The sequence below is a fragment of the Candidatus Zixiibacteriota bacterium genome (genome assembly GCA_021159005.1).
Taxonomy (GTDB): domain Bacteria; phylum Zixibacteria; class MSB-5A5; order UBA10806; family 4484-95; genus JAGGSN01.
Genome location: JAGGSN010000012.1, coordinates 22988 through 38162 on the forward strand (window position 1 = coordinate 22988; position 15175 = coordinate 38162).

Here is a 15175-nt window from a genome sequence, read left to right on the forward strand (position 1 = left end):
CCTTTTATCTTTTATTCTATCGGCTTAACCGATAGAAATTTTATTTATCCTTGATTTTTTATTCAACCGGTTTCTTTCGATCTTCTATATCAGAATATATTTATAATCATAATCCATGCCATCATGGTTGAATATTTAGAATAATTAAAATCAAACATGAATATTACACTTAACGACAAGTTTTCAATAATAATTCTAAATTTAATTACAATTAATAAATTTCCTTATAATTATTGCTTAACATCTATCCGGTGGACGGTATCCGTCTAAGGCGGATCCGTCTGCCCCATGCGTTATATTATTATCTGTGTCGATATTATTGCGGATATTATATAGAGGATTTTAATAAATTTCAACTTGAAACGATTTTTAAAATATATACAATTTCACAATGTTTAAATAATGGCTATTGTATTTTTAAGAGGAATCACTAACCGCTTGATTTGCTCGATTGGCAAATCGCCGACAAGCAATATCATATCGCCGCCGCCAGCGCCTGTCGGTTTGGCTCTGCCGCTATTGTTTTTCGCCCATACCTCAAGCTCATCATGAATTGGCAGGCGGTAGGGCATATCGGCAATAGAGGCGCATTCCCGCATGGTTTCGTTAAACTCATCAATTAATTCGAATACTTCTTTTTGAGACGAAACGAACCATGACCCAGCCAATCTGTCGCTCACATTAATAAGCTTATTAAGAATTTCCTTATTATTGTCAGCAAATTGATTCTGAAACCGACTTACCAGTTTTCGGGTATCAGCGGGTTGGCCTGTCCAGACTAAGTGAAGCGGAATATAATTTTCGATTTTATCAAAATTAATAAACTCGATTTGATGAGATTGCTTAAAAATACTGAATTTTAACGGTTTGCCATACGAACACAAGGCCACATCCGCGCCGCTGCCAAGCCCTGTTTGCGCTTGATTGTGGATTGTAACCGCATGCTTGAAAATTTCATCGCTATAATCGGCAGGCTTCAATCCCGCTCGTTTATACCGCAGCGATACAACTCCCACAGCCTCAGCCGCCGAGCCGCCCAAGCCAAGTTTGACCGATTCGGACGTACTGTTCTTTGCGTAAAATTCACTGCGGTCGATTTCAATGTTGGGAATCCCGGCTTCACTTTCATATGCTTCTATTTGCGGGATATGATATTTCAAGGCAATATCTACAACCTTTGAACGAGATATTTCTGGAGGCGCAATTGATTCGGATAATTCCAGATAGCGCGGGACCGGGACCAGCACTGATTTGGCGCCGTATAAAACCGCATACTCGCCCGAAAGCATAACCTTGCCGGGAATTCTAATTTTATTTAACTGCACTTGATTATTTTCGCATTATCGCCGGCATTGCTTTTAATGACCGATTTAACGCCCTCGATTTGTCTTAATCGACGTGATATTTTCGGCAGGTCTTCCTTTTTGCCAAATACTATCACATGCGGTCCGGCATCTATGGTGGCATAAGTCTCAAAGCCATTATCGCGCCATCTACGGACAAACTGAATGATTTTAAACGTTGCGGGACTCCAATATATCAGCGATGGCCTGGCAGCTATCATACAGGCATGCATAGCCAGAGCGTTATACTCGGCAATCTCGCCTGCTTTGGTGAAATTAAGATTTCGTATAGCCGAAAGCATATTTTTATAATCTGCCGCCGCTTGTTTTAGCCATGACTTATAATAGGGGCTATTTTTACGGCAAATTTCCATGCCTTTTCCCGAGCCGATTTTCTTTTTGTCAGCCTCAACTACCGCGACAACCATTCCCCATGGGATATTATCGGGAGGCAGTAATTGTTTAGCGGCAGGATCGGCATTTAATGGCAAAGCCGCTAATCCGCCGGGTACCGAACGCGCTGCCGAGCCGCTTCCCAAGCGAGCAAGCCGGGACAGTTTTGGACGGTTTATTTTACGATTGGCAAATCCGCTTAGGCCAACTGCCAGCGCGGCAAATCCGGATGAGCTTGAGGCTAATCCGGCTTTGGTAGGAAAATTATTCGCTGATGATATTGAGAACTTGCCCTTAATAAGCTTATTATTACGCCACAAGTTGAGGTAAGTGATTATTCTTTTCGTTGAGTGTTCATCGGCAGGAATACCGTTTAAGAAGATTTTATCTTTATCAGAATCAATCCGTTCGATTATTGTATCGGTCTTGAGAGCTTTTAGTGTCATCGATATAGAGGGCGTGGCCGGCGTATTTTTCAAACCTGGTATTTTGCCCCAGTATTTAACCAGGGCGATGTTTGCATAGGCACGGGCAGCTACCCGTCTTATCATGCCGGAATACCCAAATTAAAAGGAAACACCTTAGCGAACTCTTTAGAAAGCTTATCTAATAAATCATACTGAGTGTGTGGTTCAACTAAAGAGATGACCGCACCGCCGCCGCCGCTGCCGGTCAGTTTTGCGCCCAGTACCCCATAATCGAGCAGCAATTCAACTGCCTCATCTAATGCCGGAGTAGAGACGCCCAGTTTGGCTAACAGTTCATGATTGCGGAACATCAATCTGCCAAGTTCTTTGCTGTCGCCGGTGCCAATAGCAATTCCGGCATCAACCGTGAGGCTGCCGATTTGTTCGAGGATATTGTCGATATATTTTGTATGTTTGCGGCGTTTTATTTTAACACGTTCAACAAGCTCGATAGTGGAACCGCCCGATTCGACCAAACAGACAATACCCGTCATCAGTTGGGGCATTCTTATTGGCAGTATCTCGCGCGGCGGCCCCTTGCGGAACCAGAGGACACCCTTAGATAAAACGGTAGCCGCATCTATGCCGCTGGGGTGACCATGGAATATCGATTCAAGCTTTTGGACTTTCTCAAACAGGTCGATGTCGAATTGAGGCGGCGGCTCTTCGCCTTTATACCTGCTAAGCGCTTTACATAAGGCGGCAGAGAATGTAGCCGATGAACCAAGTCCCATTCCCGGCGCTAAGTCGGATTCGACCTCAATCGCAATCGGTTCGTTCTGCAGGTTGTACGTTGCTAAGGCTAATTCGACAGCTTTTGAAAAGCGGCGTATATCAAGATCGGAACTTGAAACCGGGAATACCTGCTTATAATGCGGTTTTAAGAAACGGGGACCATCCGGGTCGCGGCTGATTTTGACTTTTAAGCCGACATCAATAGCCGCAGTTATTCCGGGATAGCCGTAAACAGTGGCATGTTCGCCAAATAGAACAATTTTGCCGGAAGCGAACGCTTCTACCGGAAGATTTTCATTTTCGGGTTTATTTTTAGGTATATTTTGCATTTCGTGATATATTTCCTCAGCGGCGGCAACTTTTACTTCTCCTCGTCGAATCATTTCATCTACTACCTTTTCGACCTCATCGGCAGGAACACCGACGCTTAAGGCAACACTTCTGGCATGCAAAGCCATGTGGCCTTTTTGAATGCCTTCGGTGCACATAGCATGCAAGGCGGCGAAATTTTGTCCTAATCCGACAGCGGCTAACACACCTGCTAATTGACGGGAGTTTTCGATGCCGCTTATTTTTTGCAGGGGTTTTATACCGGGGTGCGATTTTACAGCTCCGCCAACCCAGCCAACCTGAAGCGGCAATTCAATCCGGCCCTTAAGGCAGTTGCCGTCGATTGTATATTCAGTCAAGCCGCGATATTGTCCATCCCTGGCGGCGTAAGCGTGCCCGCCTGCCTCAATAGCTCGCCAATCCTGCCCTAAAGCCAAACCAGCGGAGCAGATGCCGTTGAAGATGCCTTTATTATGAGTGGCCGCTCTATAGGGATCGATTTTCGCCATACGGTTGGCTTCAACAATAAACTTTGCGACCTGTTCACCGCTTAGTTTTTTCATTGCCAGATATTCATACGGCAGGTTAAACCAGGCTCGGGCAATACGTCTATCAGCCAGATTGGATAGGATTCTCAAATTGACTTTGCCTCCGGTAATCTCCTCGATAAGAGGCCCGGCCGCTTCACATGCTGCGCTGACCACATTGGCGCCCATCGCTTCTTTAACATCGCAAAGAAGATGAACAACCATCATAGAATCGCCGTCTTTATCATCCTCAATGATGCGTACTTCAATATCCTTTACGCCGCCGCCGCGGGCAACCATCCTTGGATGATATAGATTGGCAACATCTATTATTTCCTGTTTTCTTGATAAGAGAAGCTCTTTTGCTTTTTCATGATTGTGTACATTAATAACCTGCACTTGGCCAATCATAATTGGGTCGTCAACTTTGGTATGAAACCCGCCGCCGGAACGAATTATCAACGCCGCTCTGGAGGCGGCGGCAATTATCGAGGCTTCCTCAATAGCCATCGGTATGATATGTTCGCGTTCATCAATGAAGAAATTCAGACCCAACCCAAGCGGAACTCCGAATACGCCAATGGCATTTTCTACGAGATTAACCGCATGTTCAACTCGAAGCGCATCGCCATTACGAAGTTCGGCAACCTCTTTGTCTGTCAAATTAAAGCAGCGCGATATATACGCTAATCTTTGCTCGACAGGCAAACGGTAAAAACCCGGTATGCGCGAGGTAATGACGCTTTTGATAGTTAAACGTTTGCCGTTCTCTACAATATTATTCTTCTTTGTTTTCAATTCTTTTCCCCTTCAAGCCAGCCATAATCCGCAAGCCAATGACGCAACTGACCCGTATATATTCTCGGAGCCTTTTTTAAGGCGTTAATATCTTTACAATCGGTTAAAAGCATCGTTGTTTTCAGTTCTTTTATTGTCTGTTCAATTAAAGCAGCAACTCCGTTATCTTCATCTTTAATAAATGACAGCAATGCCTGCCGAGCAAAACCTGCAATGTTTGAGCCGGCGGCTATTGCCCGGGCGGCATCCAACCCCGATTTAATGCCGCCGGAAGCGATGATGCAGGCGTCATCATCGAGTATTTTCTTGGCGGCTATTATACAAAAAGCGGTTGGCAGTCCCCAATCAGCAAGTGTTTCGCCAAGTTTAAAGAGTTCCGAATTGGAATCGCGATATGTTTCCACTTTTGTCCAGGAGGTCCCGCCAGCGCCAGAGACATCAACGTAATGCGCGCCAATCGATTTTAGCTTGCGCAAAGTCTCAGGCGATAAACCTGCGCCCGTTTCTTTAATAAGCGCTTTGCCTTCAAAACGGTCAACCAGTCTAGCAATTTTATCCAGCAAGCCGCGAAAATCTCGGTGCCCTTCTTTCTGAACCAACTCCTGCGCCGCATTAAGATGGATACACAAACCATCCGCATCGATAGTATCGACAAGACCGGCGATAACTTCGGCGGAATATTCCTGAAGCTGAACTGCGCCGATATTGCCCAATAAAACGCCGTCGGGAATCTCCCGTCGAACCTGAAAATCGGAAGTGGTTTCAGGATGATTTAACATCACTCGCTGACTGCCAACGGCAAAAGCAATTCCCAGCTTATTAGCGGCTTTCGCCATAGAACGGTTCATTTTGCCGGCGGATTCAGAGCCGCCAGTCATACTGGTTATCATCAAAGGCGCACTTAACTTCTTGCCGAAAAACTCAACCGATAAATCAACTTCAGCGGAATTTAGCTCTGGCAAGGCTTGATGAACAAGCTTTATATCATTAAGCAATGTGCCGAAACTGTGGGATACATCATGTTCAGCCGCTATCTTAAGGTGTTCGTCTTTGCGTCTGGCAATCAAAGTGTCCGGCAAACTATTCTCCAGGCTGTTTTTCGTATTTAATGGCATTTTATCAGACATATCTATTCTGCCTGCAAATTGTCTTTCTGCCTAAAAATCATAGTATTTAATTAATACCAAAAATTTGTAAATGTCAAAATTAAAATACAACTATTTTATGGTTTTAACAATAAATATTTCTTTTTTAAAAACCGTTAACTTTCCATATTTAAACGATTTATTTTACCGCCAAATCAGTAAGCCTTTGATATTTTTCTCTAATTGCACGTCTGGCTTCATAAACACCATTATCGATAAAAACTTATGGTTTGTAGCCCGCAAACATCAAATTGTTCCAAAATGGAGGTCAGCTTGAGAGGGCTTCCGCCTTAGACGGATGCTCCCTGCTTGATTATTTTAATCGCTGCGAAAAACCTTGTTAATACTACTGTAAATTTATATACTTATTCCCCGATGTTTTAAGAATACAAATAAAGGAAATAATGATGATTAATTTAGTTAAGGTACAACTTGAAAACTTAGGCATGTCAGGCGGCAATGCTGATACTTTATGTAAAATAATTTCGGCGGTAATTATCCTTATTATGGCTTACCTGTCATATATGATCACCAAAAGAATAATATTGAAAATAGTGAAAGTTGTTGCCGAGAAAAGCAAGGCTACTTGGGATGACATTTTATTGAAGCGCAGAGTTTTTCATCGTTTGGCACAGCTTGTTCCCGCCCTTATTATATACATCGTCGCCCCATTATTCCCCTGGGCGCAGATGTGGATACAACGGCTCTGCATATCCTATATGATTATCATCGGGCTTTTGGCTATTGATGCGCTTCTAAATACAATTGTTGACATTTACCGAACTTATGAAATATCTAAACAGCGACCGATTAAAGGCTATGTTCAGGTTATTAAGATATTTCTGTATGTAATCTCAGTTATATTTATAATATCAACATTGATGGAACGTTCACCATGGGGACTTTTAAGCGGTCTGGGCGCCTTAACGGCAGTATTGATGCTGGTATTTAAGGATTCCATACTCGGCTTGGTTGCCAGCATTCAATTGTCATCCAATAATATGGTGCGTATCGGCGATTGGATTGAGATGTCTAAATACGGCGCTGATGGGGATGTCATCGACGTTTCGCTAAATACTGTCAAGGTGCAAAACTGGGATAAGACTATCACTACGATACCCACTTATGCGTTGATGTCTGATTCGTTCAAGAACTGGCGGGGCATGACCGAATCGGGAGGACGGCGAATCAAGCGCGCTGTTAATATAGACATGAACAGCATTAAGTTTTGCACATCGGAGATGCTGGACAGGTTCGAAAAATTTCAATTGCTATGCGATTATATCAAACAAAAAAGAGTCGAAATAGCGGAATATAATAAAGAGCAAAACATCGATACTTCCGAACTTATCAACGGCAGAAACCTCACTAATATCGGCTGTTTTCGAGCCTATTTAGCCGCCTATTTGCGGAATCATCCCCTGATTCATAATGACATGACATTTCTTGTTCGTCACCTCTCGCCCACACAAAATGGCTTGCCTGTTCAGGTGTATGTATTCAGCACAGACTACGAATGGGCTAACTATGAGGCAATACAGGCTGATATATTGGATCATATTTTGGCTGTTGTTCCCGAGTTTGAACTGCGAGTTTTCCAAAACCCCTCCGGCAGTGATTTCCGTCAGTTGGCCGGAGCGGCAAGGCAGGAATAAGGATTTTAAGCCGGATTTTGCAGTTGAGTTTCATTGCTGCAATAACTGTCATATAAGACATTGCAGTGAATCGACTTAATACTGCGTATAAGGCAAAGATAATTTTACGGAAAAGTGGAAAAAAGGGCATATTGCGGCGTATGCCAGTCAAACTGTGTTAAAAACCATTAAGGTTATAACCTGTATCCGTTAAAACAATACATTCCAGATAAACACCCCAATCATAGTTGCGCCGATAACAAATCTCATCACGCCGCCTGCTATAAACCCGATAAAACTGCCTAATCCCGCCTTAAAGGCAACCTGAGCTTTCTTGCTTACCAACCATTCAAACGCAAAGGCGCCGACAAAGGCTGTTAATATAAACCCGAATATGCCGACCCCCGGCAATAGCAGACCGATAATCATACCAATAAAGGCGCCTATCATGCCGGCATACGAGCCGCCCAGTTTCTTTACTCCAATCACTGTCGCCAGCCAATCTAATAAGAACGAGACGATTGTTAAAATCGCGAATATAATAATAGTTTGACCGCTGATAGCCGCAAAATCCGTAATAAGGGCATATATCAAAGCCGCCGCGAAAATTATCGGTACGCCGGGCACAATCGGCAAAATGATGCCTGCCAATCCTACCAGCATCACCAGAAGCGTTATACTAAAAAGCGCGATTTCAAGCCAAGTCATAACAATCCCTTTTTATCAGTTATCAGATAAAATTGCAATATTAAAATACTGTCATTTTAATCTACTGCAAAACTATAAAAAAGTGTCATTAAATTCCATATAATTTAAGATAGGCAAACTCATATTAGCATCTTATAAATCTAAAAAATCCTGCTTTATGTGTTAACTCTATTCCTTATATAGGGGCATAAATCATTAATACAATTAATGATTGGTTGGCCGCCCTGGTTATTTACAATGAGTTTAAGAAGCTTTATTAAAATTTTAAATAAAACAGGAAAGGTTAACTAAAATCCAAACTTGAGGGAGAGAAAAAATGAAAACAATAATCACTTTTTTGTTAGTTAGCTTAGTTTTAACATTAAGCTCGACTGCCGAACTGTCAAAAATCATGCCGTATAAAGAATATCAGATTCCAACCGGCAACGAGAAACTGCCTGACGTCATCGCCTACCCATATAATCAGGGCTTGCTTACAGAGTCACCCGGCATCGAAATAGGCATGACATACTATGACTGTCAATCCGTAGGTTCCGTCGGTAACCGCATTGCTTTGGATACTTATGGCAACAAGTCATTATGCTGGATGAGTTTGCCTGATTGGCCTTACCCCCCTGTTCCGCGGGGAGTGTATTGCGCTTGGATAAGCGCAGACAATGATATTTTTTACACCGGACAAATTGGCGGCGACAATTCCGGTTGGCCCAATCTTGATATCATTTACGGCAATCAGGCGGCTATAGCATTTACTGATATTGCAATTGATGTTGCTTTGGCAATTGTTAATCCTGATACCGGATATATCCAATATTACGATCCTCCCGGTCAATTTAGCCCAAGAATCACTGTTGACCGCAATGATAATATTCATATCTTAGCCAAAGAAATGACCTCGACTTGGTTATTAGAATTGAAATACACCAACTCAACAGATGGCGGCCATACATGGAGTCGATCCCGATTAGTCGATTCGGTAATAGTATCGGGCGGCGTAATCGATGCCTCACCGGTTTCAGATAGAGTAGTAATCGCCTGGGCGCATCCATCCGATACAACTACCCAATGGAAAAATGATATTTGCTATATTTCCTCCGAGGATGGTTTAAGCTGGGATTTTCTAAATGATAGAATCAATATTACAAATTATGCCGATGATGACGATTCTCTTTGGGCTTATACAGATTTAGATGTAATCATCGATTATAATGATTACATTCACATAATCTGGAATGCTCAATGGGTTGCGGAAGAAGGTGTTTATTATAGAACGTTCTTATACCATTACAATGAAGGAACCGATGAATTAAATATCATAACCGCGCATCCCGATTCGCTTTGGATGGATATTAGCGGTGCTTGGAACAGGCCGATATGCAAAATGAGCATGGGTGTTCAGGATGGCTCTAACGCGCTTTTTGCAATCTGGACAAAATATGATACAACCGATATTTCCATCGGCGGATACGGCAATGGCGAATTATATATGTCTTACAATTTAAACGGCAGTGATTGGAGTTTTCCTGCAAATATTACTAATTCGATAACTCCCGACTGTTATCCCGGTGATTGCGACAGCGATATTTATGCAACTTTAGCCGATGAGGTTAATCAATCTTTGCATATTACATATATAAATGACAAAGATGCCGGTTGTGTTATACAAGAGGAGGGTTCAGCTACGGAAAATCCGGTCATGTATTTAGAGCTTGCTGTTGATACAACCGGTATTAATGACAACATCAAGAAACCCGAAAATATCATTCTATACCAGAACTACCCCAATCCGTTCAATGCCGCAACGAACATCGAATTCGCTCTTCCCCGGCAGGCACACGTAACTGTTAAAATCTATGATATTACCGGCGCTTTAACAGCCATACTATTAAAAGGAATTAGGCCAGCTGGCCATCATATTCTTACCTGGGATGCGTCCGAATTTTCATCGGGCATGTATTTTGTTAATCTCAAACTTGGCGAGAAGAGCTTTACCCGTAAGATGGTGTTATTGAAATAGAATTATTCAAATATTTTATCATAGATTTCCTCTAAATTGTCAAGCGATTCTTGGCAGCTAAATTGCATTCTGCAGATTCGTTTTGTGCTGTTGGAAGTTACTTTCGACAGTTCTGCCAGAGGAGTTTGCCTATGACGGATTAAATATATAATCCGGGTTTATATAGATGAAATCATTGTAATAATCATCTGTTTAAATCTTGAACATAATGTGCAATAAAAGACATATGATTAATCAGATTTCTTTATTGGTATATAAAAAAGATTGCCTTTACTATTTTAACATGATATATATAATGTTCTTATGGAAAATTTTAAAAACGATACCCCCGTTTACGAAAGGGTCTGGAATTTGCTGTATTATTCTGAAAATGGCCATTTAATCAACAATAGCGAGGACATCAATGAGAAAACTACTGTATTATATATTAATCGCAGTATTTAGTATTACGACAACATGTTTGGCTGAATGGACCCCATATACAACGAATAACAGCCCGCTTGCAACAAATTATATATCGAGTCTGGAAATAAGCCCGGATGGAAAAGTGTTAATCGGCAGTCATGAGCATGGTTTATATATAACGGATGGCGACAATTGGAGCCATTTCGATAAATATAATACGGAAGTCCCAATAAATTTTACTAATAGGATAAAATTTAATGCGGACACGCTTTTTATTGGTTCAGCTTCCGGCGATCTCAATGACCAACCCACCGGAGAGGGTTTATCCATTCTGAATATTGCCGATTCTACCTGGTCGGAATTTAACATGGGTCTGGAAATAAACCAGATTATAACCGGGATTGAAATTACTCATGCCTATCGCGCCGTATCGACATACGGCGGCGGGCTTACTATTTTCGACAGCGATGGCTGGGTCAGGTATCAACGCGATTTTCGAACGGAATATACATACGCTGATTCACAGCAGCAGGTATTCAAGGTAACGCCGAGAACTTATATACCGACTGATTATATCAGGGGTCTCGACTATGATTTTCAGAATAATGTTCTCTGGCTGGCAACCATTGAAGGCGCGGTTTCATATAACGGCGAATTATGGCAAACATATAGTGTTGATAACAGCGGACTGCCATCAAACAGGATTCAACTTATCAAAGTTGACACAAATAACGGTTCTATATATTTCGGAACTTATGGCTACGGATTAGTTCAGAAATCGGGAGAAGATTGGAATATTTACAATACCGATAATTCGCCAATTGTTTCGGATATTATTTATTCACTCGAAATCCGTCCCGATAACGGCGACTTGTGGATTGGCGCCGATGAGGGGCTCAATTCAGTATCATCCGACAGCCTGTGGACTGCTTATATCCCGCCCGATTCTAATCTTGTCTGGGGCGATTTTTATTCCGATATAGCTTTCGATTCGTCGGGGTATGTCTGGGTATCTGCATTCGGCGGCGGGATTGCCAGCAAGTTTATTCTGCCTGAATCTGACGAGGAAGACTCTTTATATGTAGATGTTCGTAAACTGAAATTCCTCGTTCGTTCGCCCGAAAGAAATGATATTACCTGGCTAAGGGCATACCTTGAGCCGATGGTCGACTTACTTGATGAAGATTCCGTATCTATCACAATCGACTCTGAATCGAATAGAGTGTATACAATGGAAAATTGCTTTGAATTATTCCATCGGATATTTCACTGGGGGAATCGTGATTTCTACGCCGCTTATCTTAATGAGGCGATAATCCTGATGACTTATTATCATAATCAGGATAGGATAAAGCTCTACCTTTTTGATTGGGGACAACAGGTTGATTTGGACAGCACGGCATATAGCCTTGATGTGCGGATAAAGCTGGGAAGTTATGTTGGTTATGACCAGGTAGTTATCGGTCCGGTCAGTCTTGCCTCAGATCCTGATGTTGATACGCTATATTCTGATGATGGGGAAATACTTCTTTCAAACAGTTATTATCCGGCTATTTGCGATATTGAGGACATAGAGCCGCCTAATATGCCAAAAGCATTTGATGTAGCGGGTAATTATCCAAATCCGTTTAATGCCGCGACACGAATCCAATTTAATATTGCGCAGCCGGCATTAGTTAAACTCACAGTATATGATATTCTGGGTCGTCTTGCCTCTGTCAACCAGGATTATTTTGAGGCAGGTTCGCATGGTTTCGAGTGGGATGGCTCGACAAAAGCATCCGGCGTTTATTATTATACGATTCAGGTTGACAGGAAGATTCATTCCGGCAGGATGATATTATTGAAATAGCAGTTAAGTTGATTTATTATATGCAGTATTTGCACACTGCATAGGGCATCCGCCTTGGGGCCGGGCGCCGCGGCGGACGGCGAAGCCTTAAGGCACATTTTTGCAATCTCATTATCATTAATGACAGTTATTATAAATAATCCCGGCTAGTTCTACAAACAACTTACAATAAATATTTCGCTATGGTTCACTTTTTGCTTGCAATATGCTTCTTTTTGTTATATACTGTTTAAAACGGTTTAATGGTTTCAATAAAGATTTGAATATTCAAGACCAGTTGGATTATAACCGATAATAATAATGAGGATAAAGTAAAACCAATAACAGATTATAACATCTTGAGTTAGATAAAATTATGCCAGGATTGAGATTAGTACCACAATTGGGGTTGAGACAGTCATTGACAGTCAGGCCTGACTTGATACAGTCGCTTAAATTGTTGATGGAGCCGGTATTAACACTTGAACAAACTCTTCGCCAACGACTTTCTGATAATCCTCTTCTTGAGGAAGTGGAACAAACAGAATCTGTTGATGATTTAATCGAGAATGCAAACCAGGAACCGGAAAGAAACGAAGAGAAGAATTTCGATAAAATTGATTGGCAGGAATTTCTTGGCGAGGATCACGAGTATAATTTCCCCGGCAATTATCGTGATTTTTCCAGAAAAACCGATGACGAATACACCGAGATGACATCAATAGTCGAGAAAACTTTATATGACCATCTCTTTGAACAGCTTGGCTATGCAAAACTTAGCGATGATCAAAGAGAAATCGGAAGTTATATTATCGGCAATATTGATGAATCTGGCTTTTTGCGGGTATCGGTTGCTGATATGGCTGAGGAACTTAAGATTGAACCTGATAAAATTGACGAAGTACTTGCAGTAATTAGAAAATTCGATCCTGTTGGTGTTGGTTCTATCAATCTCAGGGAATGTCTTTTAGCCCAATTGGCAGAACAGGGGCTTGATGGTTCATTAGCCTGGATTATTGTCGATGAGCATTTGGATGGCCTTGAGAAGAAAAGCCAGATGCAGTTATCGAAAATACTGGGAACCTCTCCCGAGCGAGTTCAAATGGCTATGGATGTTATTCGCTCACTATCGCCTACTCCGGCAACCGGGGAATTTATCAAACCGGCAGTAATTATTGTTCCGGATCTTATTGTGGAAAAATTCAACGATGAATATATTGTTTTACATAATGATAAAAACTTACCTCACTTAAGGATAAATCAGTCATATAAAAGCCTGATAAAAAGAGGCAACAATTCATCCGATTCCACCAAGAAATATATCCGTGAAAAACTTGAACAGGCCAGATGGCTAATTAACGCAATTAATCAGCGGCGAAATACAATGCTTAATGTTATGAATGCAATTGTTGAGGAGCAGCAAGAGTTTTTCGAACATGGTGAATCTCATTTGAAACCATTAACAATGGAGCAAATCGCCGATAAAGTAGGGATGAATGTGGCGACAATATCCCGGGTGGCTAATAGCAAATATGTTCAAACACCGATGGGGATGTTTGAGATAAAATATTTCTTTAATACCGGAGTAAGTACCGATAATGGTGACGATTTACCCAAACGCGTGGTGAAGACTAAAATTGCAGATATCATAAAAAATGAGAATCCAGCCACTCCATATTCCGATCAGGAGATAGCTAAGCTCTTAGAAAACAAGGGAATTAAACTGGCCAGAAGAACAGTTACCAAGTATCGCGAGGAACTGAGTATTAAAGCCGCTCGTTATCGCAAACAAATTGCGCGAACCCAATAGAGCTTTGATAAATTATTGCGCAGGTATAAATTTATCTTGATAATTTCGCATAAAAATCATATATTATACCATTGAACATGATAAATTTTGGATTTTATAAACTGATAATTTCCTTATCTGGTAAAAATGTAAAGCAAGTTAGTTTTACTTGTTTAAATATTGTATATTAATGTGCTATGAAAGGCGAGCAATGAATACTTGTATATGTTGTTTATATTCAACTTTTATCTCTCGCAGCTTGCTGTATTGTAACTTTTATTGTGTTAATGTGTATAAAAATTAGATGGGATTTTATATATGATTTTAACAATGGAAAAACAAAAGGAGCTAGTTCAGCCAAAATAAAAACTGAAGCGATAGAAACATTAAACACTAAAGCCTTATTAAAGGAGGGGATAGAAAGAAAGCTATCATTTTTTTGGTATTATTTGGTTTGTTGGCTAAATTAAAATCGAAGCAAGTAGTATTAACGGCAAATAATCGGGTATGTTTAATATATTAAACATACCGACTTTGGCAGACATGGTTAATGTTAATCATAGCTCCCTGTATTGTTTAGAGCGTAAACAGCATCAGATTAATAGGTTAACCGGGAATCAACTACTTAGTTTCGGGATTATTGCCAATAATCTAATTACTCCTGTGAATTACCCTATTATGAAAGGAGTAGGTGATGCAAGTAAAGGTAACGGCTCGTCATTTTGATCTTACAGACAATCTTAACAGTTACGCAATTGATGAAATTAAAAGGCTTGAGAAGTATTATGATCATATAATAGATGCAAATTTAACTATGACAATTGAGAAAAACCGTCAGATTGCGGAACTCTCGGTAAAAGTCTATGGTACAACTTTGACCAGCAAAGCTAAAACCTATGACATGTATCTTGCGATAGAGCAAGTGATTTCCAAGATGGAAACTCAGATAAAAAAATATAAGGATAAGCTCAAGGATAAGAAGGGTGCTCGCAGAGAACCGCCCAAAACCCGTCCCGTAGCTGAGATTGAGGAAAGCGAAGAAGACATCTATTAATT

The 15175-nt window shown here is 41.2% G+C and carries 10 protein-coding genes; 5 read left to right on the forward strand and 5 right to left on the reverse strand.

What is annotated here, in order from left to right; translation table 11 throughout:
• Positions 1–395 precede the first annotated feature (395 nt).
• Genes J7K40_00885 through J7K40_00900 form a run of 4 tightly spaced genes read right to left on the reverse strand, consistent with a single transcriptional unit; the run spans position 396 to position 5720 of the window.
• Complete coding sequence (locus J7K40_00885; protein MCD6160954.1) at positions 396–1325, reverse strand: hypothetical protein; 930 nt, start codon at positions 1323–1325, stop codon at positions 396–398.
• Positions 1316–2287, reverse strand: a complete 972-nt coding sequence (gene mvaD / locus J7K40_00890) for a diphosphomevalonate decarboxylase (protein MCD6160955.1) — start codon at positions 2285–2287, stop codon at positions 1316–1318. Before mvaD ends, J7K40_00885 begins: the two co-directional genes overlap by 10 nt.
• Positions 2284–4593 carry a hydroxymethylglutaryl-CoA reductase, degradative gene (locus tag J7K40_00895; protein MCD6160956.1) on the reverse strand — a complete coding sequence of 770 codons (2310 nt, stop codon included), beginning with the start codon at positions 4591–4593 and terminating at the stop codon, positions 2284–2286. Before J7K40_00895 ends, mvaD begins: the two co-directional genes overlap by 4 nt.
• A complete protein-coding gene (locus J7K40_00900) occupies positions 4590–5720 on the reverse strand; it encodes a type 2 isopentenyl-diphosphate Delta-isomerase (protein MCD6160957.1) in 1131 nt (376 codons plus the stop codon). Before J7K40_00900 ends, J7K40_00895 begins: the two co-directional genes overlap by 4 nt.
• Positions 5721–6148: 428 nt before the next feature.
• Between J7K40_00900 and J7K40_00905 the strand changes: the two genes are divergently transcribed.
• Positions 6149–7393 (forward strand): mechanosensitive ion channel, encoded by a 1245-nt coding sequence (locus tag J7K40_00905; protein MCD6160958.1) that lies wholly within the window; start codon positions 6149–6151, stop codon positions 7391–7393.
• Between the two features lie 189 nt (positions 7394–7582).
• Here the strand turns inward: J7K40_00905 and J7K40_00910 are convergent, their stop codons facing one another.
• Positions 7583–8080: a DUF456 domain-containing protein gene (locus J7K40_00910; GenBank protein MCD6160959.1), complete on the reverse strand. Its 498-nt coding sequence runs from the start codon at positions 8078–8080 to the stop codon at positions 7583–7585.
• Positions 8081–8396: 316 nt separating this feature from the next.
• Here J7K40_00910 and J7K40_00915 point away from each other — a divergent pair, with 316 nt between their 5' ends.
• From J7K40_00915 to raiA, 4 genes are all read left to right on the forward strand, one after another.
• Entirely contained in the window at positions 8397–10094 is a 1698-nt protein-coding gene (locus J7K40_00915; GenBank protein ID MCD6160960.1) for a T9SS type A sorting domain-containing protein, read from the forward strand.
• Between the two features lie 403 nt (positions 10095–10497).
• Positions 10498–12351, forward strand: coding sequence for a T9SS type A sorting domain-containing protein (locus tag J7K40_00920; GenBank protein ID MCD6160961.1), 1854 nt, complete (start codon positions 10498–10500; stop codon positions 12349–12351).
• A gap of 400 nt (positions 12352–12751) precedes the next feature.
• Entirely contained in the window at positions 12752–14140 is a 1389-nt protein-coding gene (rpoN, locus tag J7K40_00925) for an RNA polymerase factor sigma-54 (protein MCD6160962.1), read from the forward strand.
• A 673-nt stretch (positions 14141–14813) separates the two neighbouring features.
• On the forward strand, positions 14814–15173 hold the full coding sequence (raiA, locus tag J7K40_00930; protein MCD6160963.1) for a ribosome-associated translation inhibitor RaiA: 360 nt from the start codon (positions 14814–14816) through the stop codon (positions 15171–15173).
• The last annotated feature ends 2 nt before the right edge of the window (positions 15174–15175 follow it).